Origin of the sequence: Rhodococcus sp. NPDC059969 (genome assembly GCF_042738325.1) — a bacterium.
In the GTDB taxonomy this organism is placed as follows: Bacteria; Actinomycetota; Actinomycetes; order Mycobacteriales; family Mycobacteriaceae; genus Rhodococcus_F.
In genome coordinates this window covers 49,390-71,452 of record NZ_JBHWUF010000016.1, presented here as the reverse complement: position 1 = coordinate 71,452, position 22,063 = coordinate 49,390, and the positions used below count along the sequence as shown (strand labels likewise).

The window sequence follows — 22,063 nt, the reverse complement described above, 5'->3', positions numbered from 1 at the left end:
AGCGAAAATCCTGGCGTTACAGTGGCACCTCCCGAGCGGGTGTGCTCCCGCTCTCAGCGGAACCCTCTAAGAGTAACCATCCGGACCGGCTGGTCTCCGCATGCCCGCCCAGCAGTCGCGATATCGAATCAGCCCTGTCTGGAATGTTCTCCGGACTCTTTCGGCGAAGCGGCTACGACAAAGGGAGGAGTGATCCACCTCGCATCGCGATCAGATCGCCGATCTCACGGGCACTCGGTGAGGTCCTCCCACCGCTCACACCCTCGATCAACATCGACGACGCCCAGGCCAGGGGCAGCAGGCCGTACTGCTGACACCGTGCGAGCACATCCACTGCCGACTCCACGGCAGCGCTCGGGTCTGTTCCGGTCAGGGCGGCGCTACGCAAGAGACCCGACTTCACGCGGTGCCGGACGGACTCCGATTCCCCTGACAATTCGACGGCGCGTTCTGCGTGTCTGCCGGCGCGCGTGAAGTCACCTCCCGCCAGCGCCAGTTCCGCCGAGACCCATTCGATCCGAATTTCCTGCCGCCACAGCCAGCCCTCGTTACCCAGACGCGCCCGACATTCCGCCAGCAGGCGCCAGCCGAGCGGGAGCCTGCCACAGCCGAGGGCGTCTGCGGCCAGACCGGTCAGCGCATCACAGGCAGCCTCCGGGTTGACGGGCAGGCCGTCGACTATCGCCAATGCACGCCCGTCCCACGTGGCCGCGAGCGCATGGCGTCCGCTTTGACGAAGAAACGACGCTCTAGTGCTGGCAGACAGAGAGGAAAGGACTCGATCCGAATGCGTCGAGAACCCCGACGTGCGCCGGTCCAGGACATCCAAGGCCGCCCGCGCTCTGGCGTAGTGCCCCTGACCACCGAGAACCACTGCCGTTGTCCACCAATCCCGGGTGGAGCCGGGCTCCGGGAGCCGGTCGAGGTCCGGATCCGCGCCGAATGCGGCGGACTCGAGGGTCCTGGATCGTACAGATGCTTCAGGGCGCGCAGGTGTCGACACAGGTAGATCATTGCAGCAGCCCTTGCAGACAAGCGCCCGACCAATGCCGTGATTCGCACAAGACGCGAAAAGGGAAGTTTGTCGGAGTTAATCAGATATTCAACTGAGATTTGCCAAATGTACTCGTAATGATATTTAACGGGCATATATCCGTGACGTTAACTGCGCATTACTTATTGGACAGATGTCCTAGTTGAAACTGGGGCACTAAGTCCCGAAATGGAGTGAAACCTCGTTCGCTCAATATCGGACAAATGACGCAAACCGAGCTGAACGACGGAGTGATTTCGCCAGGCGATCAGCAGCAAACGTATCCCTGATCTGTGGGTTTCGCATCTCGAGCAGCCAAGTTTCTCGCTCGGCACCTCGATCAACCCGATTCCGACATCGGCGCAGCACAACGCACGAAGGACCCGAAATGTAAATATATACTTCGTTAACTCTCGCATTTCGATATATGCCGATCGCCACTGAACGAGCCTATTGACGCGATTTACTCAGCACCCTTACGGTTAGCAAGCGTGAACGATTCAGAAGGCCCGGATAACCTCCGGGCAACTTGGTCCGCTCGTTGATCAACGCGAGCTTGCAGTAAGGAGTCAACATGCCTGCACCGAATCACCTTCCAGGCCCCAACGCAGACATCTGGGACTGGCAGATGCACGGTCTGTGCCGCGGAGTCGACTCCTCGATGTTCTTCCATCCCGATGGCGAACGCGGTAGAGCACGTGCCCAGCGCGAAACCCGCGCGAAAGAAATGTGCCGTCAGTGCCCGGTACTGATGCAGTGCCGCAGCCACGCGCTGACCGTCGCCGAGCCGTACGGCATCTGGGGAGGAATGTCGGAAACCGAACGTGAACTACACGCGCGCCACCGTCGCACCACCCGCATAGCGTCCTGATACGCGCAGGTCGAGAGCACAAGGCCCCCGAGAGTATTCGGGGGCTTTTGCATGCCCACACCAGTTCGTGAAAAGAATTTCCGACACCGACCCATCCTGTCGACAACCGACTCCGAATGCCTTCTGACAGTGCACCTCAGCACATCCCTTCAGGAAGGCAGACCCATGAACACCTCTACTCGAGTTCTGGCAGTCACCGCAGCAGCTTCTTTCGCCGTCTTCGGCGTCGTCGGTTGCTCCTCCGACGACAACGATTCGTCGACCGACACGTCCAGCGCCGCCATGACGTCTTCTGCCATGGGATCGAGCATGTCTCCCAGCAGCGCGATGGCGGAGCCTGCTTCCGATCTGGTCGGTGCCGGTTGTGCCGACTATGCAGCAGCAGTGCCGAGCGGCGCCGGATCGGTCAGCGGAATGGCCCAGGATCCGGTTGCCACAGCGGCATCCAACAATCCGTTGCTCACCACCTTGACCGCGGCAGTCTCCGGCCAGCTCAACCCGGACGTCAACCTGGTCGACACTCTCAACGGTGGCGAGTTCACCGTCTTCGCACCGATCGACTCGGCATTCGCCAAGATCGACCCCGCCACGATCGACAGCCTCAAGACGGACAGCGCCACGCTGACCAAGATCCTCACCTACCACGTGGTTCCCGGCCAGATCGCCCCTGACGCGATCGACGGAACGCACCCCACCGCCGAGGGCGGAACGGTTACCGTCACCGGATCCGGTGACAACATCAAGGTCAACGACGCAACTGTCGTCTGCGGTGGAGTCAAGACCGCAAACGCCACCGTCTACCTCATCGATTCGGTGCTGATGCCGCAGTAGTCCCCACCTGCTGTGCGCCTTTGTTAACCCCCCGCGGTTAATAAAGGCGCACAGCGGGCAACGGCGGGCCGAGAGAAAAGAACCGGACATGCACGCTACGGTTGTACGCGATGAAGCGAGACAACTCTTCGTGAGCGAGCCAGACCATGCGTCGGATGCGGCCGACGCATGCCCGACGGACAATTCTGCGGCCCGCACCGCGCGAATCGCGGAATCACGCGAGCTGGCAGTGATCCTCGCGAACGTTGCCGGCGGCGACCAGAGCGCCTTTGCCGAGTTCTACGACCGAACCAGCTCCCGCGTCTACGGCATGGTTCTGCGTGTACTCCGTGATCCAGGCTTCTCCGAGGAAGCTGTCCAAGAGGTCTACCTTCAAGCCTGGAAATCGGCCGACAGCTTCGATCCGGCCAAGGGGTCCGCACTCTCCTGGCTCCTGACGCTCGCTCACCGCCGCGCGGTGGACCGCGTCCGCTCCGAACAGTCGAGTTCGGATCGACAGGCCCTCTACGACACCACGAATGCGACTCCCGAGTTCGACGTCGTCAGCGACGAAGTGACACGAAGAGACGAGCATCGTGCTGTCACCGACTGTCTCGAAACGCTGACGGACACTCAGCGCCAATCGGTGACTCTCGCCTACTACGGCGGCCGAACGTACCGCGAGGTGGCCGAAGATCTCGGCGTGGCGATTCCCACGATCAAGTCGCGAATTCGCGACGGACTACTGCGCCTACGTGGATGTTTGGGGGTGATGTGAGATGGACGAAGAGCTGATCGACTACGCGTACGCCTACGCGATCGATGCGTTGGACCTCGACGAGCGCCGTGAGGTCGACAGACGACTTGCCACTTCGGACTCCGCGACCCGAGCCGAATTCGACGCCCAGGTCCGACTCACCGCCGAAACCATGGCTGCGATGACCGTTGTCGATGCCGTCGAGCCCCCTCCGTCACTGCGCAGCAGCGTCCTCGCCTCCATCTCGGAACAGACCGCTGCTGCCGACGCCCCGATCTCGCTGGCCGAGCGTCGTAACCGTCGACGCCCGTGGACCATGGCGCTTGCCGCGGCCGCCGCAGTCGCAATCCTGGTCGGCGGCATCGGAATCGGACGCACGCTGTCCGACAACACACCGCCGCAGAACGCCGCATCCGAGATCATGGCAGCACCCGACGTTCATGCCACCACGCGTGAGATCCCAGGCGGCGGTAGTGCCACGACGCTGTTCTCCCCATCCGAAGACGCGGCAGTTCTCGTGATGAACGATGTGACTCCCCCGAGTCCGGATACCGTGTACCAGATGTGGCTGGTGCCGGGCGATGCCGACAGCACCACGATGATCCCGATGGGGACGATGGCTCCGGGCGACGTCAAACCCACCACCCAGGTGGTGCTCGACGGCATCGGCCCGAACACGAAGTTGGCGTTCACGGTCGAGCCGCCCGGCGGATCGCAGCAGCCGACGAGCGAGCCGTTCGCAACGATCCCGCTCATCTGATCGCCAGACGAAAAGATCCCCCACCGGATTCCGGTGGGGGATCTTTTCTTTGTCGAAACTACGAGCAGCGACTTAGTGGCTGTGACCGTGTCCGGTGTCGGCAACTTCCTCGGTCGGCTTCTCGACGACGGCGCTCTCGGTCGTGAGGATCATGCGCGCGACGGAAGCGGCGTTGACCACTGCCGAGCGAGTGACCTTGACCGGGTCGACGACGCCGTCGGCAAGCAGGTTGCCGTAGGTGAGGGTGGCAGCATTGAAGCCTTCACCCTTGGTCATCTCGGCGACCTTGCTGACAACGACGGAACCGTCGATGCCTGCGTTGCTGGAGATCCAGAACAACGGAGCGTTGAGGGCCTCACGGACCACGGCAACGCCGGTGGCCTCGTCACCCGACAGTCCGAGGTTCCCGATCAGAGCCGTACCGGCCTGAACGAGAGCCGATCCGCCACCGGGGACGATGCCCTCGGCAACTGCTGCCTTGGCTGCGTTGACCGCATCCTCGACGCGGAACTTGCGTTCCTTCAGATCGGTTTCGGTGGCTGCGCCGACCTTGATGACCGCCACGCCGCCGGACAGCTTCGCCAGACGCTCTTCGAGCTTCTCGCGGTCCCAATCCGAATCGGTGTTCTCGATCTCGCGACGCAGCTGCGCAACGCGGGTCGCGATGTCGTCAGCGGTACCTGCACCGTCGACGATGACCGTCTCGTCCTTGGTAACGACAACGCGGCGAGCGCTACCGAGCAATTCGAGGCCGGCTTCCTTGAGGGAGAGACCGACGTCGGTGTTGATGACGGTGCCTGCCGTGACGACTGCGAGGTCGTCGAGGAATGCCTTGCGACGATCACCGAAGAACGGCGCCTTGACGGCGACGGCCTTGATGGTCTTGCGGATGGAGTTGACCACCAGGGTGGAGAGAACTTCACCCTCGATGTCCTCGGCGATGATCAAGAGCGGCTTGCCGGATTCGGCAACCTTCTCGAGCAGCGGCAGGAAATCGGGAAGTGAGCTGATCTTCTCGCGGAAGAGCAGGATCAGCGCGTCTTCGTAGATGGCCTTCTGCGCATCGATGTCGGTGACGAAGTAGGGCGAGAGGTAGCCCTTGTCGAACTGAACACCTTCGGTGACAACGAGTTCGGTTGCAACGGTGGAGGATTCCTCGACCGTCACGACGCCGTCGGTTCCGACACGGGTGAGTGCCTCGCCGACGAGCTTGCCGATCTCTTCGTCACGCGAGGAGACGGTGGCGACCTGAGCGATCGACTTCTCGCCCTCGACGGGGGTGGCTGCGGCGAGCAGTTCCTCGACGACCTTGTCGGCTGCGGCGTTGATGCCGACGCCGAGAGCCATCGGGTTCGCGCCCGCTGCGATGTTCTTGAGTCCGCCGCGGACGATGGCCTGGGCCAGGACGGTCGCGGTGGTGGTGCCGTCGCCGGCAACATCGTTGGTCTTGGTGGCGACGCTCTTGACGAGCTGTGCGCCGAGGTTCTCGAAGGGATCTTCGAGCTCGATCTCACGGGCGATGCTCACACCGTCGTTGGTGACGGTGGGGCCGCCGAATGCCTTGGCGAGCACGACGTGGCGTCCACGCGGGCCCAAGGTCACCTTGACGGCGTCGGCAAGCTTGTCGACTCCGGCTTCGAGAGCGCGGCGTGCGGTCTCGTTGAACGCAATTTGCTTGGACATCTGTTCTGTCAGCTCCTGAATCTTCGGGGCGTGAACGCATTCCGCCCCGGGATCCTGTGTGGACTCCGGGGCGGATCACGTGTGTCTTACTTGGAGACGACAGCCAGCACGTCGCGTGCCGACAGGATCAGGTATTCCTGGCCGGCGTACTTGATCTCGGTTCCGCCGTACTTGGAGTAGATGACCGTGTCACCCTCCTTGACGTCGACCGGGATGCGGTTGCCCTGCTCGTTGACGCGGCCTTCGCCGACTGCAACGACGGTGCCCTCCTGGGGCTTTTCCTTGGCTGTGTCAGGAATGACCAGGCCGGAAGCCGTCGTCGTTTCAGCCTCGTTGGCCTGGACGAGGATCTTGTCCTCGAGCGGCTTGATGTTGACGCTCGCCACGATGAGCCCTCCACTTTGGGGTATGTGCGTCCGAGGCGATCCTCGGACAGCTGTTTGGGTATGCCGTTTACGGCGCGTCACTGCAGTCCCGTCGTCGCGGGTGCCGGAACTCGATCAGCGCCAATTGGCACTCTATACGTGAGAGTGCCAACCCTCAAGGACTGGGCGCATTTTTCTCTTCGTCCAGAGCGAAACAGGACAACCGTCCACCACGTTCACCTATTGTTCACTTCGTGACGAACATCAATCGCCGTAGTTTTCTGACCTTTGCCGGACTCGGCGCCGTGGGCGCGGTCAGCCTTGGCAAGCCGTGGGGCCTGCAATATGCAGGCGCGTCGACCATTCCGACGTCAGGTCCTGGCACCACTCTCGAGTCCGTGTCCACGCCCGTCAGCAGCAGCGGCTACACCAGGCTCACTGCCGGGCCCGGTTGGGCGAACATCGTGCGCAGCGAGTTGGCCGAGCCGAAGTCAGGACGCGAGGATCGCCGCACCGCACTCGCCTCGCTCGTACAGCTGACCGACGTCCACATCGTCGACGCCCAGTCCCCCATGCGATTCGAGTACGTCCACCAGATCACCGGCTCGGCGTTCCGCCCACAGGAGACCCTGACGGCGCACGGGCTGATTTCACTTGTCCGACGAGTCAACTCGATCGGCAGTGGCCCACACACGTCGCGACCCTTCGATGCCGTTGTCACCACCGGCGACAACACTGACAACAAGGAATTCGCCGAACTCGACTGGTTCCTCACCTCCCTCAACGGTGGAACCGTCGTCGCCAACACCGGCGCCAAGGATCGCTACGAGGGTGTGCAGAACTCGGGCGCGGATCTCTACTGGAACCCTGAGTCACCGATGCTCGACATGTACAAGAAGGCCGGTTTCCCCGAGATCCCCGATTTCTTCGGTGCCGCTTTCACTCCCGTGTCGAGCCCCGGCCTGAACACGCCTTGGTACTGCGTGTTCGGCAATCACGACGATTCGGTGTCCGGCACGGTGCCCAGCGGCATCCCGCCGCTCGAGGCGATGTACACGGGATCTCTCAAATTCGAGGTGCCCGGTTCACCCGAGCAGGCCAAGCAGATCGACATCGCCACCAAATTCGATCCCAGTGCGATTCCCGGAATCCTGTCCGCCTTCACGACGCCGCCGCGCCAGGTCACCCCCGACCCGTCTCGCGCGCCGTTCACACCTCGGCAGTTCATCGCCGCGCACCTTGATCCGGCGCACACCGGCCCCGGCCCCGTCGGGCACGGTTTCGCCCCCGACGCCGGAGAAACGGGTATCGGTTACTACTCGTTCGAAATCGCACCGGGCGTTGTCGGCATCAGCATGGACTCCACCAACCGCGCGGGCTTCGTCGACGGTTCGTTGGGCGCCGCTCAGTTCCAGTGGATCGAGAACACCCTGCGCGCCGGCAGCAGCACCTACTACGACGCAGCGGGCTCTCGCGTCACCGAGTCGCGTAGTGACACCTACTTCGTACTGTTCAGTCACCACACGAGCGACACGATGGACAATCTCATTCCCGACCCCGAGAACATCCTCGAGCCGCGCTTCCGCGGTTCACAGCTTCTCGACTTGCTGCACCGCTTCCCGAACGTGCTCGCCTGGGTCAACGGACACACTCACGAGAACAAGATCACCCCGTGGCCCGGCGCGACCCCCGAACAGGGCTTCTGGGAGATCAACACCGCCTCGCACATCGACTACCCGCAGCTCGGGCGCATCGTCGAGATCGCAGACAACCACGACGGAACGGTGTCGTTGCTCGCGACGCTTTTCGAGGCGGAGAGCCCCAATTCCGTCGACTACAGCGACAAGTCGGCAGCCGGGCTCGCCTCGCTGTATCGGGAACTGTCGTTCAACGACATCCACCGCGACCCGAAGTTGACCGGTACCGGCGTCGATCAGAACGTCGAATTGTTGGTTCACACCGGACGATGATCCCGATTGCCGCAGTGTCCTAGGCGATTTCAGGTCCGCTCGAACCCGAGCGGTGCGCTTTCGCCCACGACACTGCGGCAACCACGAATCGAACACCGAACCCGATCAATACCAGATTGCAGATGATCTGCAGGCTCACAAGCCCCCTGGCCAGATCCGTTTGCGCCGCGATGTCGCCGAAACCGACGGTCGAGAAGACGGACAGCGAGAAATACAGCGCCGCCATCCGTGACAGTGGTTCGGTGAAGCTGCCGGCGCTCGCATGCTCGACCGAAAAATAGGTGATGGACACCAACAACAAGTACGTCGGCATGACCACCGCCACAGCTTCCACCGCCTGCAGAGAAGGCACGTCGGAACGCAGAATTCGCCACACCTGCCAGGTGGTCACGGCAAGCACCGCCACCCCTCCACCGATCAACAGGAAGATCGCACCCGCCGTGTGAACGTCGATCCACGGCAGGAAGAAATACGCGCATCCGAAGGCGATCACCGTCAGCGTGGGTCGAAGCACCGCGCCACGGATCAGCGCGCGTCGCCGCTCCCCGTCGATGTGGGGAGAATCGCCTTTTTTCTGCATGAATCAATGATCGACAATTTCCCAGGTAAAACCACCCTTTCGGTCCGAAATGAGCATCACGGAGACGAAAAGCACTGAGCAATCCTCACGAACCTTCTGTAACGTTCATATAACGGCGGTCGATTGAACATTGACCGGTATTGACTGTGAGGAGGTGCGCGATGAGTTGTTCACTGGGAATTTCCACTGGATCTTCCGGTGTCTATTCAGCCCTCGTCGACACCGATACCAGCACAAATGCGCCAGGCGCCGTGCCTGCCGAGACCCGATTCGTCTCGGCCGATCAGGCCAATTCCAACGTCGGCGACCTCGTTCGCGCTTCCATCAAGCTGATGACGACGCAGGTAACGGACGGATCTGCGGCGCCGCGCTCCATCGGTGTCAGCTATCGCACGGACGATCAGCTCGCGAGTATCAGGTCTTCGCTCTCCCGCTCGCCGAAGCAGGTCCGTGCCATCCCCGAACCTGCCGCCGTACACGCCTACCTTGCCGAGACCGGGAAGACCGAGCGGTACGACACGACAGCTCAGGTGGACGTCGGAGATCAGGGCCTGACCGTGTCCGTCGTCGACCACACCGGTGAAGTTCTGCATTCCGACCGTATCGACGCCCTCGCGGGGGCCGGAATCGACCGGGCTCTCGTCGAGTTCGTCACGGAGAAGGCAGCAGGGCACCTGCGCCGCTACACCGACGCGGAACTACTTGCCGCCCGGTGCCACGTCGCGAAGGAACAACTGTCCACCGCCGCCAAGGTCACCATCGACCTTCCCGTCGATGCGATGTCGATCTCGCGCGACGAGTTCGAGGCCATCATCGCCCCGGACATCGAGCGCGCTGTCGCCTTCGTCCGTGAAGTCGTGAACGGCTCGCCGCGTCCCGTCGGTGCCGTCGTACTCATCGGCGGTGGCGCACACATTCCGGCCGTGCGGTCCGCTGTCGCCGCTGCCGTCGATCTCCCCCTGGTCGAGATCGACGAGCCAGAGACTGCGGCAACCAAAGGTGCTGCGCTCCTTGCCGATTCGATCACCGCAATCCGTTTCCCCTTGCTGGGCTCCGGAACTACACAGCGCTCTGGATCCACGGCCAAGGTCTCCGGCGCTCTGATCGGCGCGCTCGTCGTCGGCGGACTTGTACTGGGTTACGGCGCAAAGGAATTGGTGCCGACCGATGACACCGCTGTTTCGCCCGTCGGAACCGGTTCGACCACGACGACGGTGAGCCCCGAAGCGACGCTGAGCACCGGTACGACGATCATCCCGTCTCATGATCCCCTACCTTCGGTAGCGGGTAGCACGTACCCGCAGTACGGGTATCCCACAACACCGTTCGACTCACAGCCGTACGGCACGCACACGTACACAACGCATCAGTACACGCTTCCGCCGGCGCCGATACCCGACACCTCGACCACAACCGCGCCGCCGACCACGACAACAACGACTCCGAGTTGGCCGACCATCCCCGGAATCACACTGCCCGATCCGCCGGCATGGTGGCCGACGCTCCCGGACACGGAGGCGACGCCTCCGATCGATCCGACCGAGGGAAACCCGGGCGGCGGTATCGGCCCGGGCGAGAGCGGCGGCGAAAACCCGACGACACCGGAAAATCCCGGATCCGGTTCCACCGAAACGGAAATCACGACCCCCGGTGGGAGTAATCCGACGACAAAGCCCGGTGAACCGAACATCGCGACGCCCGAACCTGGTGCCGCGACCACACCGGATCGGGAACCGGCCCCAGTCGGTTGATTCTCAGCGCAGCCTGAATCTCAGCGCATCAACTGGCTGACCGAGACCGACAAACCCGGGTCGGTCGCAACACTCAGTTCCGAAGGGCCTGCGCCGTTCCCGATGAGGTGGGCGGCCAACGAAGCAATCATGACGCCGTTGTCCGTGCAGAGTCGAGGTTTCGGAATTCGCAACGTGATTCCGGATTCGGCGCAACGCTGCTCGGCGAGTGAGCGGATACGTGAATTGGCCGTGGCACCGCCGCCGAGAACCAACGTGTCGACTCCGACATCCTTGGCTGCACGCACTGCCTTCATCGTCAGTACGTCGGCAACCGCTTCCTGGAACGAGGCAGCGATGTCCGGGATCGAAAAGGACTCGCCTGCGCGCTCTTTCGATTCGACATAGCGAGCGACCGACGTCTTGAGTCCCGAGAACGAGAAGTCGTGCCGCGAATCGCGCGGGCCGGTCATGCCACGAGGAAAGGCAATTGCGTTCCGATCTCCCTCTTGCGCAGCAGCATCGAGTGCCGGTCCGCCGGGAAATCCGAGTCCGAGCAGTCTGGCCACCTTGTCGAAGGCCTCGCCGGCGGCGTCGTCGACAGTCGTGCCCAGTTCGACAATGGGCTTACCCAGATCTTCGACGTGAAGCAGGTGCGTGTGACCACCGGAGACGAGCAATGCGACGCACGAGGGCAACGGACCGTGCTCGAGAGTGTCCACGGAGACGTGACCACCGAGGTGATTGACCGCATAGAACGGGATGTTCCATGCTGCCGCATAAGCTTTCGCGGCGGCAACACCGACCAGCAGCGCGCCGGCCAGGCCAGGTCCGATAGTGACGGCAAGTGCGTCGGGCTTCTCGATACCGGCGACGGCAAGGGCGCGGCGCATCGTCGGCACTATCGCCTCGAGGTGAGCCCGCGAGGCTACTTCTGGAACCACTCCGCCGTACCTGGCGTGCTGATCCACGCTCGACGCCACCTCATCGGCCAACAGGTCGCAGGTTCCGTCGCCGTTCCAGCGAACGATACCGACTCCTGTTTCGTCGCAAGAGCTTTCGACACCCATGACGATCATGCTTGCTGCTCCTCAGTTTCGCGGACACCGAGGACGGCGGGCCGTCGCATCGTGTACGCATCTGCCCCACTGGGCTGGTAGTACTTCTTTCGCGTTCCGACGATCTCGAATCCTTCACGCCGGTACAGCGCGATCGCAGGTTCGTTGTCGGTACGCACTTCCAGGAACACCGGGCACTGCCGTGAATCCGCCAGCGTCAGAAGCGCATCGAGCAACGCGCTGCCGATTCCCACCCGCTGAGCCGAAGGATCCGTGCCGATGGTGTGAACCTCGGCCTCCATGTTCGGCGACGCCCCCAACAGGGCGACTCCGGCGTAGCCGAGGACGTGACCGTCGGGTTCCCTGGCAACGAAGTAATGATTATGTGCGCCCGCAAGTTCCGAGACGAACGCTTGCGCACTCCAGGGTCCGTCGCCCGCGAATAACGCTCGTTCCAACTCCGCGCACCGTTCAGCGTCATCGACGTTCATCGGCTCGATGCTGTACTTCATCTTCTCTGTCACTTGCCACGTTCTGCGAGGGTCTTCGCATCCGGGCGTCGGAGGTACAGCGGCTCGAGCGGGGCAGGAACCGAGCCGGCCAGAATCTCGCGAGCAGCGACTGCCACCAACCCGGCCGGTGACGGTGTCTCAGCCGGTTCGACGGGAAGATCGAAGAAGTCCACATGTGAAGCGGATCCGGCAACCAGCGTCGAAGGCGAAGGATCAACATCGCCGGCGGAATTCACAGCCGGTCCTTCGACACGCGCACCGCCGTCGTAGCGCGCCCAATAGATCTCGCGACGCCTCGCATCGGTCACGACGAGCAAGCTCTCCGTGGTCGGTACCGCAGCCGCGATGGCGTCGAGGCTGCAGACGCCGTACACGGGAACACCGAGAGCATCGCCGAAGGCAGCGCCAGTCGCCATGCCGACCCGCAAGCCGGTGTACGGCCCCGGCCCGACACCCACTACGACGGCATTCAACTCGGCCGGCGTGAGCCCTGCCTCGGCGAGGCATTCGAGGACGTGAGGAGTCAGGACCTCGGCGTGCGCACGAGGATTGACCGTGACACGCACGGCAAGCGTCTCCACTGTGTCCGGTGACGAAGCCGACAGGGAGACGACTCCGGCAGTGACTGCCGGAGTGGAGGTGTCAATTGCGAGAACAAGCACGATTTCTCAGGGTACCCGCACGTGAAGAACTACTTCCGGCCTGGGAGGGTCACGACGGCTGTGACACCAAACTCCGTTTCACGACGTCCAGGCCCAGCTGGCCGTCCGCACATCTGATTCAGGTTCCCGATGAAGCTGCACTCGCAGGTGCCGTTCGACGAGCCTTTCCACGACATCGCCACCCCATTCGACCACCACCACTGCGTCGGTGAGGTCTGTGTCGAGGTCGAGAGCATCGAGTTCGTCGAGTGCGTGCGGTCCGCTGTCACCCAGTCGGTATGCATCGACGTGAATCATGCCGACGGGATCGCCGCCGCCGGGACGGGTGCCCGGTCGATGCTCACGGGCTATGACAAACGTGGGGGACGTCACCCGGCCCTGCACGCCGAGGCCCGCTCCGATTCCGCGAGTCAACGCCGTCTTGCCTGCCCCGAGCGGTCCGTCGAGCACTACCAGGTCGCCGGCAACAAGCCCCGCCGCCAATCGTCGGCCGAAAGCCTCGGTGTCCTCGGCCGTTTCCAACGTGATCTGTCCGGATTCGGGAAGTCCGGTGAAGTTCTCAGCCGACATCGGACCGCTCTTCGACCTGCGCACGCTGCACCAGCTTGTCGATTGCGTCGGTGACGATCGCCGGGAACTCGAGCTGCACCAGATGGCCGGCACCGTGAACTCGCACGAGTTCGGATTCGGGGAGATCGGCAGCGAGACGCTTGGAACTGATGAACGGAATCATCATGTCTTGATCGCCGCAGATCACCACTGCTGGTGTGTGCGCGAGGACCTCGAGGGATGCGGACTCGTCGTGCAGTTCCAACGTCCGCAGGAAATTCACGATGGTCACGACCGAGGTCCGATCGAGCATGCCGTCCGAGAGTTCATGCAGCCGCGGGCTCACATCGGTGCCGTACGACGCAGCGCGCAGGATCGGCGTGATCAATACTCGCGCAGCGCCCCGGGCGTGCTGAACCACTCCTGGTGAGGTGCGCACTGCCAACCGGAATCCGTCGATGATCGGGTTCTGCAGATTGCGGGTCAGACCGGTCTCGGCCAGACCTGCCGCCGTCGTCGCGACCAGCCCGACGCCGATGACGCGGCCCTCGAACCATTCGGGTCGCTGACCGGCGAGCGCGAGTACCGTCATACCGCCCATCGAGTGACCGACGAGAACTATCGGGCCCTTGGGTACCTTGGCCTCGACGACGGTCGCGAGATCGCGGCCGAGCTGCGAAACCGTACAACTCTTCGAGCGTGGCATACCCGAATCCCCGTGTCCGCGCTGGTCGTAGAACACCATGCGAACCTTGTTGCCCCATCGCTCTTCGAGCTGGCGGCGCTGGAAGTGCCAGGACAGCGAGCTCAGGCAATATCCGTGCACGAAAACGACTGTCAGCGGAGCGTCGTCCGGTCCCACTTCGCGAACTGCCAGCTCGACGCCGTCCTCGGTGCGCACAGTGCTCTTGCGGTCGCGCGTCATGAGGTCGAAGTCCTCGTCGGCGTAGATTTCCCGGCCCGGACGCGTCGCGGTCTTGAATGCGTTCACGCCGGCCATCGACCCGAGCGCCACAGCGCTGAGCAGGCCACCGAGAATGCTCATCTTTCCTGCAGTCTTCATGACGTCTCTCCCCCGATGTACGTACGCACAGTGCGTCCACGTATTCCGGTCACGACCTCGTAGTGAATGGTGTCGAGTACGTCGGCCCAGGCCTGCGCGTTGGGTTCGCCGTGATCGCCATTGCCGAAGAAGATCGCGGTGTCGCCTTCGCGAACTCCGTCGCCGTCCGGCCCCAGGTCCACCAACACCTGGTCCATGCAGATACGCCCGACTGCCTGGCGACGCTTACCGCCCAACTGCACTTCGAACTTGCCGCTCAGCGAACGAGACAAACCGTCGGCATAGCCGACGGGCAGCAGCGCAAGAGTGGTGTCGTGCGGTGCGACCCACTGATGCCCGTAGGAGACGCCCTCTCCGGCGGCCACCTTCTTCACCAGAATCACCTTCGCTCGCAGCGTCATCGCCGGACGTAAACCGAAATCTCCGAGTTCGGGCACCGGAGACAATCCATATATCGCTATTCCGGGTCGAACCATGTCAAATCGCAGGTCAGGGCGGGTAACCGTCGCTGCCGAGTTGGAAAGATGAACAACTTCGGGGTCGAATCCGTGGGCACGGACGTCGGCAACCGCGTCGATCAGGCGTTGCTTCTGCATGTCGATGACGTCGTGATGTGGCTCGTCGGAGTGCGCGAGGTGCGAGAACACTCCGCGTAGCCGGATCGTGCCCTCGTCCCGGGCAGCGGCGAGGTCGTCGAGCATCTGCGGCCACTCGGTTCTCGATACGCCGTTGCGATTGAGACCGGTGTCCACCTTGAGCGTCACCGTCGCCGTTAGTCCCAGAACTCGTGCCGCGTCGACCACCGCAGCCAGGTGTCGCGGCGAGGAGACCCCGATCTCGACGTCGGAGCGGATCGCCGACGCGAAATCGGCGTCGACGCCGTGCAACCAGGCCAGGACGGGAGCGGTGATGCCTGCCTCGCGAAGAACCAATGCCTCGGCGATGGTGGTGACGCCCAGTTCCCGGGCTCCGGCTGAGAGTGCCGTCCGTGCCACCGCAACTGCGCCGTGGTTGTATCCGTCCGCCTTGATGACCGCCATCAACGCAGCATCCCCGGCAAATTCACGCAGGACTCGCACGTTGTGCGCGATAGCGTCCAGATCGACGACTGCCTCCGTCTGCGGCCCTACTGCGATGTCGAGTTGGCTCGACTTCCCCTCCGCAGGCTCCTTCGGTGCTCTTCCCTGGGCAAGCGTCATGGCGACAATCCTGCCACCCACACAGGATCGGACACGTGTTCGGGTTTGAACACACTCAGTTCTGGGCAAAAGAGCGGAGCACACGCACCGACTCGCGCAGTCCTCCCAGCAGGGGTGACGCCGAAATCGGTGCTCCGGCGACATCGCTCCGATCGCCCGCGGCGGCGATATTCGCCGCCAACGCGTGGGCCCGCGCGCCGACGGCCCCGGCTTCGAGAGGGCTCAGACCCGCAGCCAGCAACGCGCCGATCACGCCGGAGAGGATGTCACCCGAACCTGCCGTCGACGCCCAGGAGCCGCCGGCGTCGTTGACCAGGACCTCACCGCCCGGATCCGAGATCACCGTCGTATGGCCCTTCAGTAGCACCGTGACTCCGAGTCGTTCGGCAAGAGCACGCGTGGCTGCGATTCTGTCGTCGCCGAGGGGTGTGAATCGTGCGAACTCGCCGGCGTGGGGAGTCAGAAGTGTCGGCGCGGCCCGTGCTGCGACAAGTTCGGGACGCTGAGCCAGCAGGGTCAATCCGTCCGCATCGACGACAACAGGCACATCGGTAGCGAGTACCGACGCGAGAAGTCGCGCAGCGGCATCGTCGGTACCCATACCGGGGCCGACCACCCAGGCCTGAACTCGCCCCGCAGCCTCGAACGTCTCACTGGCGATCACCTCCGGGAACCTGGACAGCACCTCTGCGGCTCCGTGCCCGGCGTAGCGGACCAGACCGGAGGTCGCGGTCACCGCGGCGCCGGTACAGAGCACGCCCGCGCCCGGATACTGCTCGCTTCCCGCAACGATGCCCACCACACCCTGCGAATACTTGTCGTCGTCTGGACCAGGTACCGGCCACAGCGCGCCGACCTCGGCCGGATCGAGTGAGCCGAACTCCGGTTCGCCGACGCTCAATCCGATGTCCACGAGTTCGACACGACCACACAGCGGAGCCGCGAGTACGTGTACCGGTTTGAGCGCACCGAAGGTGACTGTCACATCAGCGCTTACCGACGGACCGTCCACTGCGCCGGTGTTCGCGTCGACGCCGCTCGGCAGATCGACCGCCACGATCGGCGCATCCACCTGGCCGACGAGCCCAGCCGCATTCGGCCGCAGACCGCCGTGCCCGGAGATCCCGACGATGCCGTCGATCACCAGATCTGGCGACCCGACTTCGGCGGCGACTCGGCCACCGGCCTTCAGTAGAGCGTCGAGGCCCGCCCGATGAGCGCGGGCCGGGTCGAGCAGCACGGCACGGACACTCACACCTCGTTTGCGGAGCAACGCACCGGCCCACAGGGCGTCCCCGCCGTTGTCGCCGGTACCGACCAGAAGCGTCACGGACCGATGTGCGACTGATCCTGTGCGCGAACGTAATTCGTCCGCGAGGACTCGCGCGAGACCGTAAGCCGCTCGACGCATCAGTACCCCGTCCGGCAGCTTGTCGAGCAGTGGCGCCTCCGCTGCTCGCACCTGATCGGCTGTGTAGAACCCACGCATGTCGGAACCCTTCAGTTGCCGTCGCTACCCTCGGAACCATGAAATCACGTCTTCGCCCGGCAATCGCGGGACTCGTGCTCGCTCTCGGCTTGGTCGGGTGCAGTTCCACCACCGACTCCACACCACCGGCTCCGGAAACGACGGCCAGCGGACCTGTGGTCACAATCTCCGGGATGGCGTACTCCCCCGCTTCCATCACCGTGAACGTCGGCGAGACGGTCACATGGGTGTTCGACGACAACGGAATGGCCCACGATGTCAGCGGTCTCGGTGACGCCAAGGGCAAACTCCGCAGCCCACTCAAGAAGTCGGGAACCTACACCTACACGTTCACCGAACCCGGAACCTACGACTACACCTGCACACCTCATCCCGAGATGCGCGGAACCGTCGTCGTTGCGGCGCAGTAACGCACTCGGGCCCCACAGTCTTTCGACTGCGGGGTCCGAGTTTTGGGCGAAAGCTATTCGACCGTAACCGATTTCGCCAGGTTACGCGGCTTGTCGACGTCGTATCCGCGCGCCGCGGCAACCTCGGCTGCAAAGATCTGCAACGGAACCGTGGACAGCAACGGCTGCAGCAGAGTCGGTGACGCCGGAATCTCGATCAGGTGATCCGCATGCGCCGCGGCGACGGTGTCGCCTTCCTCCGCGATGACGATCGTCGTCGCGCCGCGCGCCTTGATCTCCTGGATGTTCGACACCAACTTCGAGTGAAGCACAGCGCGACCCTGCGGCGACGGCATGACGATGATGACCGGCAGGCCCTCCTCGATCAGCGCGATCGGGCCGTGCTTGAGCTCACCGGCGGCAAAGCCCTCGGCGTGCATGTAGGCAAGCTCTTTGAGCTTGAGTGCACCCTCGAGCGCCACCGGGTAGCCGACATGGCGACCGAGGAACAGCACGGTCGACGCGTGCGCGAACTGGCGTGCCAACGCGCGCACCGGTTCTGCCGTCTCGAGTACCTTGCTGACCAATGCGGGCATCGCTTCGAGGTCGGCGTACTCGCGGGCGACCTCGTCCGGGTACTTGGTGCCGCGCGCCTGGGCCAATGCCAATCCGACGAGGTAATTCGCGGTCACCTGCGCAAGGAACGCCTTGGTGGACGCGACCGCGATTTCCGGTCCTGCCCGGGTGTAGAGGACGGCGTCGGCCTCACGCGGGATCTGCGCACCGTTGGTGTTGCAGATCGCGAGAACCCGTGCCTTCTGATCCTTGGCATGCTTGACAGCTTCGAGCGTGTCGGCCGTCTCCCCCGACTGCGAGATCGCGACAACAAGCGTCGAACGATCGAGAACCGGGTCGCGGTAACGGAATTCGCTGGCGAGTTCGACCTCGACAGGTAGACGCGTCCAGTGCTCGATCGCGTACTTCGCCAACAGACCGGAGTGGTAGGCACTACCACAGGCGACAACGAACACCTTGTCGACGTCGCGCAGTTCCTGATCGGACAACCGCTGCTCGTCGAGGACGATCTTCCCGTTTTCGAAGTGGCCGAGGAGCGTGTCGGCGACAGCAGTCGGCTGCTCTTCGATCTCCTTGAGCATGAAGTAATCGTGACCACCCTTTTCGGCGGCCGCGAGATCCCAGTCGATGCGGAACGGGCGTCCTTCTGCCTCGTTACCCGCGAAGTCGGAGATCCGGTAGCTGTCGGCAGTGATCACCACTGCCTGATCCTGTCCGAGTTCAACCGCATCGCGTGTGTGCTCGATGAATGCAGCGACGTCGGAGCCGAGGAACATCTCGCCCTCACCGACACCGACTACGAGCGGTGTCGAGCGGCGCGCGGCGACAATCGTGTCCGCGTGATCAGCGTGCGTGAAGACGAGCGTGAACGCACCTTCCAACCGACGAACCACCGACAGCGCACTCTCGATGAAATCACCTGCCGTCGGCCCCTGGGCGTACGCCCGGGCCACGAGGTGGACTGCGACCTCGGAATCCGTGTCGCTCTGCAGTTCGACGCCTGCAGCCTCGAGCTCCGCACGCAGCGGGGCAAAATTCTCGATGATTCCGTTGTGAACGACAGCCAGCTTGCCCGAGGCATCACGATGCGGGTGCGCATTGCGGTCCGTCGGACGCCCATGCGTCGCCCAACGGGTATGGCCCATACCGGACGTACCGACGAAGTGATCCGCACCGTACTCGCCGAGCTCCGCCTCGAGGTTGGCCAACTTACCGGCCTTACGCTCGATCTCGACCCCACCGGTTCCGTCGAGAATCGCGATTCCCGACGAGTCGTACCCGCGATACTCCATTCGTCGCAAAGCCTCCACCACAACGCCCAGAGCTGGGCGGTGGCCGACGTATCCCACGATTCCGCACATGGTGACTCAGGGTACTTGGACATCGGCGGTGGGCGCATTTTGCGGTTCCCGCACCTGGTTGCAGCGTCCGCTCCGCATACACGAGGCGGCTCATCGGATAACGTCTTCAACCGTGGCACCGAAACTGAAGACACTGACCCGTGAGCTGTCCAAGCGCGGCCCGCACCGAGTTCTCCGCGGCAATCTCGCCCTGGCCGGACAGCCGGGTGTCGTGTACACGCCGGAAACCGGTTTCAATCTCCCCGCCGTTGCCTTCGCGCACGGGTGGATGGTCGGGTCACACAAGTACGAGCAGACACTCCAGCACCTCGCTTCCTGGGGAATCGTCGCAGCGGCGCCCGACAGCGAACGCGGTCCGGTCCCGTCACATCTCGGATTGGCTGCAGATCTTCGGGCGACGCTCGACATCTGCGTCGGCGTCCGACTCGGCCCCGGCCAGATCAGCGTCCAACCCGATCGGGTCGCCTTTGCCGGTCACGGCATGGGCGCGGGCGCGGCGGTACTTGCCGCAGCGCAGCGCGGGGATGTCGGTGCGGTAGCCGCACTGTTCCCGGCCCCGACAGCACCCAAGGCAGAGAACTACGCGTCGAAGATCACAGCGCCCGGATTGATCCTCGCCGGCGAAGACGACGTCGATTCCTTGACCAGCAATGCCCGCCCGCTGAGCGTGGAGTGGGGCGGTCCCGTCGTCGCACGCACCGTGAACGACGGCCAAGACGCCGGACTGATCGAAGGCCGACGACTCCTCGGCGCCCTGGGTCTCGGTGGATCCGAGCGCAAGACGCAGTCCGCCACACGGTGCCTGCTCACGGGCTTCCTGTTGTTCCATCTGACCGGCGACAAGAAGTACAAGGATTTTGCTGATCCCGACGTCGAGATTCCGCACACGGCGCCGTTGCTCCCGGTCGACACTCACTCCGACGCGCGGGCCAGCCAGCTGTTGCGTAAGTAGGGGTCCGTGCTCGCCACCGGCGGCGGGCTCGGCTTCGTCGGCGTCGGCTCGGAGGCGGATCGCAGATACGGGCCGGCTCTGGCGGTCCCATCCGTGCCGTTCTCGGCAGATGCCGTTTCATACCGCCGCGACGGCGGCTCCTGGCGCGATTCCTCGCTCGCCGCGGCCGCTCTGCGCTCACGGAAGTCGTCGAGTTGAGAATCGAGGGTTCGACGGATCACTTCGAACGGCGCGTGCACGGACCTCACAGCGGACCAGCTCCGGCCAACTCCGCACCCGACTCTCCGTCGGGGACCGCGATCGACTCGTCAGGGACTGAGACAGGCGGCTCCGGGTCCGGCGCTGGCGAGACTTCGGCGGTGGTTTCAACCGGCACCTCGGGCTGGGGAATATCACGCTGGGGTGTCGCGGGCTGGGACGCTTCTTGCGGGTGTGTCTCCTGCATGGCTGCCTCCTGACCGCCATCGAAAACTATTCTCGGCCAACCATTTTCGTCCAACTCCACGGTGACCGACACAGAGTTCCCGTCGGCGCCGGCGACATCGAGACTCACCCCACGACCGTCGGGCGCAATCGAGACGCCCCACGTGTTGCCGCCGATCGAGAAAGAGATCGGCGCAGCCGCGGTGACGGATTCGTTCGTCTCGGCGACCGGCAAGGTCGACGGGAACGCGTCTGTCACCCACGCAGTCGCGGCATCGAAAGCATCACCTACCGCGCTCGCGCACTGCGCACACGCTCTGTCGAATTCGTCGCGAGCCTCCAGGTACGCCGAACGAAAAACTATGTCCAGCCAGGGCGTCGAGGCACCACCGCGGGAAGCGACGCGGACCAACTGGTCGATCTCCCCCGCACCCAGACCGCCGATGATCGCCCGGTCCAGGCTGGCCACCTTGAAAGCCTTGTCTGCCAGAGCCCTTCGAACAGTCTGTGCGAGTTCGTCGGCCAGCACGATCAACAATGGCGCCGAATCCGCATCGGACCGAGCTTCTTGCCGCGCCGCGAAGACCTGATCTACGACCGGGTCGACGTCGGAAACATTCCACACCGCAGGAAGGCTCTCCACCAGGACCGTCAGCATCGCGATCTCCGCGACCGAACCATCCACCGCCCCAGCCATGTCCGAAACATCTCGCGCCAGGGGCTCGAAATCGATGCCGGCCTCTGCGCGGTACGAATACTCGTAAGACGTGAGAACTCGTTCTTCGAACCCCAACCGAGTGGCCAGGTCGTGAAATCGGTCGAAAAACTGCAGTCCGCGGGCGCCGGCGTCCAGAATCTCGTCGGAACGCACGAGTGAATCACGCAGTCCAAGAATGTCTTCGAAAGAGTAGTAGCCGTTCGGTACTGCCTGGGCTGTATGGCTGTTCGCTATCACGAGGCCGACCCGCCGGAGTCCCGCAACCGCTGCGCACCCTCACTGTCCACCTCGGCGATCACCTGAGCCGAGGAGGAAAGCCGGCGTCCCAGCGTATCGAGAAGGTCGGCACGCCCAGCCAATCGAGAATTCAGGGCCGCCAATGCCGACGCCAAAGCGGCTCCGTGCTCGACGTAGTCACGGCCCGAAACGGCACCGCTCCATCGCAAACGCCTGAGCGGTGCCGCAGAATCGCGCAGACCCTGAGCCACAGACACCGCGTGGCGTGCCAATTCGTCTGTTCCAGCACGGTCGACGTCCACGAGCGCCCCCAAGT

At 63.7% G+C, this 22,063-nt stretch carries 23 protein-coding genes; 9 read left to right on the top strand and 14 right to left on the bottom strand.

Annotated features, from left to right (window positions below; translation table 11 throughout):
• Nucleotides 1-172: 172 nt before the first annotated feature.
• On the bottom strand, nucleotides 173-1,003 hold the full coding sequence (locus ACFWAD_RS28595) for a hypothetical protein (protein ID WP_378549944.1): 831 nt from the start codon (nucleotides 1,001-1,003) through the stop codon (nucleotides 173-175).
• Nucleotides 1,004-1,607: 604 nt separating this feature from the next.
• Here ACFWAD_RS28595 and ACFWAD_RS28590 point away from each other — a divergent pair.
• The 4 genes from ACFWAD_RS28590 (at nucleotide 1,608) to ACFWAD_RS28575 (ending at nucleotide 4,231) form a co-directional block, all read left to right on the top strand.
• Nucleotides 1,608-1,904 (top strand): WhiB family transcriptional regulator, encoded by a 297-nt coding sequence (locus ACFWAD_RS28590; RefSeq protein ID WP_003940939.1) that lies wholly within the window; start codon nucleotides 1,608-1,610, stop codon nucleotides 1,902-1,904.
• A gap of 165 nt (nucleotides 1,905-2,069) precedes the next feature.
• Complete coding sequence (locus tag ACFWAD_RS28585; RefSeq protein WP_007728616.1) at nucleotides 2,070-2,735, top strand: fasciclin domain-containing protein; 666 nt, start codon at nucleotides 2,070-2,072, stop codon at nucleotides 2,733-2,735.
• 88 nt (nucleotides 2,736-2,823) lie between these two features.
• Nucleotides 2,824-3,492 (top strand): sigma-70 family RNA polymerase sigma factor, encoded by a 669-nt coding sequence (locus tag ACFWAD_RS28580; RefSeq protein WP_007728615.1) that lies wholly within the window; start codon nucleotides 2,824-2,826, stop codon nucleotides 3,490-3,492.
• A gap of 1 nt (nucleotide 3,493) precedes the next feature.
• Nucleotides 3,494-4,231: an anti-sigma factor domain-containing protein gene (locus ACFWAD_RS28575; RefSeq protein WP_378534419.1), complete on the top strand. Its 738-nt coding sequence runs from the start codon at nucleotides 3,494-3,496 to the stop codon at nucleotides 4,229-4,231.
• A gap of 72 nt (nucleotides 4,232-4,303) precedes the next feature.
• On the opposite strand, the gene groL is transcribed toward ACFWAD_RS28575, so the two are convergent.
• Both groL and groES read right to left on the bottom strand, forming a co-directional pair.
• Nucleotides 4,304-5,914: a chaperonin GroEL gene (gene groL / locus ACFWAD_RS28570; RefSeq protein ID WP_378534421.1), complete on the bottom strand. Its 1,611-nt coding sequence runs from the start codon at nucleotides 5,912-5,914 to the stop codon at nucleotides 4,304-4,306.
• Between the two features lie 86 nt (nucleotides 5,915-6,000).
• Nucleotides 6,001-6,300 (bottom strand): co-chaperone GroES, encoded by a 300-nt coding sequence (gene groES / locus ACFWAD_RS28565; RefSeq protein WP_003940763.1) that lies wholly within the window; start codon nucleotides 6,298-6,300, stop codon nucleotides 6,001-6,003.
• Nucleotides 6,301-6,533: 233 nt separating this feature from the next.
• On the opposite strand from groES, the gene ACFWAD_RS28560 reads away from it, so the two are divergent.
• Nucleotides 6,534-8,249 carry a TIGR03767 family metallophosphoesterase gene (locus ACFWAD_RS28560; RefSeq protein ID WP_378549941.1) on the top strand — a complete coding sequence of 572 codons (1,716 nt, stop codon included), beginning with the start codon at nucleotides 6,534-6,536 and terminating at the stop codon, nucleotides 8,247-8,249.
• Nucleotides 8,250-8,268: 19 nt separating this feature from the next.
• Here the strand turns inward: ACFWAD_RS28560 and ACFWAD_RS28555 are convergent, their stop codons facing one another.
• Entirely contained in the window at nucleotides 8,269-8,829 is a 561-nt protein-coding gene (locus ACFWAD_RS28555) for a potassium channel family protein (protein WP_378549938.1), read from the bottom strand.
• Between the two features lie 161 nt (nucleotides 8,830-8,990).
• On the opposite strand from ACFWAD_RS28555, the gene ACFWAD_RS28550 reads away from it, so the two are divergent.
• On the top strand, nucleotides 8,991-10,580 hold the full coding sequence (locus tag ACFWAD_RS28550; RefSeq protein WP_378549935.1) for an Hsp70 family protein: 1,590 nt from the start codon (nucleotides 8,991-8,993) through the stop codon (nucleotides 10,578-10,580).
• Nucleotides 10,581-10,600: 20 nt separating this feature from the next.
• On the opposite strand, the gene tsaD is transcribed toward ACFWAD_RS28550, so the two are convergent.
• The 7 genes from tsaD to ACFWAD_RS28515 form a co-directional block, all read right to left on the bottom strand.
• Nucleotides 10,601-11,638: a tRNA (adenosine(37)-N6)-threonylcarbamoyltransferase complex transferase subunit TsaD gene (gene tsaD / locus ACFWAD_RS28545; protein WP_378549932.1), complete on the bottom strand. Its 1,038-nt coding sequence runs from the start codon at nucleotides 11,636-11,638 to the stop codon at nucleotides 10,601-10,603.
• On the bottom strand, nucleotides 11,635-12,129 hold the full coding sequence (rimI, locus tag ACFWAD_RS28540; RefSeq protein ID WP_378549971.1) for a ribosomal protein S18-alanine N-acetyltransferase: 495 nt from the start codon (nucleotides 12,127-12,129) through the stop codon (nucleotides 11,635-11,637). Before rimI ends, tsaD begins: the two co-directional genes overlap by 4 nt.
• Nucleotides 12,130-12,137: 8 nt before the next feature.
• The gene (tsaB, locus tag ACFWAD_RS28535; RefSeq protein ID WP_378549929.1) at nucleotides 12,138-12,791 is read right to left on the bottom strand and encodes a tRNA (adenosine(37)-N6)-threonylcarbamoyltransferase complex dimerization subunit type 1 TsaB; all 654 of its coding nucleotides are present in this window, start codon (nucleotides 12,789-12,791) and stop codon (nucleotides 12,138-12,140) included.
• A gap of 78 nt (nucleotides 12,792-12,869) precedes the next feature.
• Complete coding sequence (tsaE, locus tag ACFWAD_RS28530; protein WP_378534434.1) at nucleotides 12,870-13,361, bottom strand: tRNA (adenosine(37)-N6)-threonylcarbamoyltransferase complex ATPase subunit type 1 TsaE; 492 nt, start codon at nucleotides 13,359-13,361, stop codon at nucleotides 12,870-12,872.
• Nucleotides 13,351-14,403, bottom strand: coding sequence for an alpha/beta fold hydrolase (locus ACFWAD_RS28525; protein ID WP_378549926.1), 1,053 nt, complete (start codon nucleotides 14,401-14,403; stop codon nucleotides 13,351-13,353). Before ACFWAD_RS28525 ends, tsaE begins: the two co-directional genes overlap by 11 nt.
• On the bottom strand, nucleotides 14,400-15,602 hold the full coding sequence (gene alr / locus ACFWAD_RS28520; RefSeq protein WP_378549923.1) for an alanine racemase: 1,203 nt from the start codon (nucleotides 15,600-15,602) through the stop codon (nucleotides 14,400-14,402). Before alr ends, ACFWAD_RS28525 begins: the two co-directional genes overlap by 4 nt.
• A gap of 55 nt (nucleotides 15,603-15,657) precedes the next feature.
• Nucleotides 15,658-17,091, bottom strand: coding sequence for an NAD(P)H-hydrate dehydratase (locus ACFWAD_RS28515; RefSeq protein ID WP_378549920.1), 1,434 nt, complete (start codon nucleotides 17,089-17,091; stop codon nucleotides 15,658-15,660).
• Nucleotides 17,092-17,129: 38 nt separating this feature from the next.
• Here ACFWAD_RS28515 and ACFWAD_RS28510 point away from each other — a divergent pair, with 38 nt between their 5' ends.
• On the top strand, nucleotides 17,130-17,501 hold the full coding sequence (locus ACFWAD_RS28510) for a plastocyanin/azurin family copper-binding protein (protein ID WP_378534440.1): 372 nt from the start codon (nucleotides 17,130-17,132) through the stop codon (nucleotides 17,499-17,501).
• 53 nt (nucleotides 17,502-17,554) lie between these two features.
• Here the strand turns inward: ACFWAD_RS28510 and glmS are convergent, their stop codons facing one another.
• A complete protein-coding gene (gene glmS, locus ACFWAD_RS28505) occupies nucleotides 17,555-19,417 on the bottom strand; it encodes a glutamine--fructose-6-phosphate transaminase (isomerizing) (RefSeq protein ID WP_235171742.1) in 1,863 nt (620 codons plus the stop codon).
• Between the two features lie 112 nt (nucleotides 19,418-19,529).
• Between glmS and ACFWAD_RS28500 the strand changes: the two genes are divergently transcribed.
• Complete coding sequence (locus ACFWAD_RS28500; RefSeq protein ID WP_378549916.1) at nucleotides 19,530-20,369, top strand: dienelactone hydrolase family protein; 840 nt, start codon at nucleotides 19,530-19,532, stop codon at nucleotides 20,367-20,369.
• Nucleotides 20,370-20,375: 6 nt separating this feature from the next.
• A complete protein-coding gene (locus ACFWAD_RS28495; protein ID WP_378549913.1) occupies nucleotides 20,376-20,567 on the top strand; it encodes a hypothetical protein in 192 nt (63 codons plus the stop codon).
• A 46-nt stretch (nucleotides 20,568-20,613) separates the two neighbouring features.
• Here ACFWAD_RS28495 and ACFWAD_RS28490 read toward each other — a convergent pair whose 3' ends face one another.
• Nucleotides 20,614-21,747: a hypothetical protein gene (locus ACFWAD_RS28490; protein WP_378549910.1), complete on the bottom strand. Its 1,134-nt coding sequence runs from the start codon at nucleotides 21,745-21,747 to the stop codon at nucleotides 20,614-20,616.
• Nucleotides 21,744-22,049, bottom strand: a complete 306-nt coding sequence (locus ACFWAD_RS28485; RefSeq protein WP_378549907.1) for a hypothetical protein — start codon at nucleotides 22,047-22,049, stop codon at nucleotides 21,744-21,746. The genes ACFWAD_RS28490 and ACFWAD_RS28485 overlap by 4 nt, the downstream gene beginning before the upstream one ends.
• Nucleotides 22,050-22,063 lie beyond the last annotated feature (14 nt).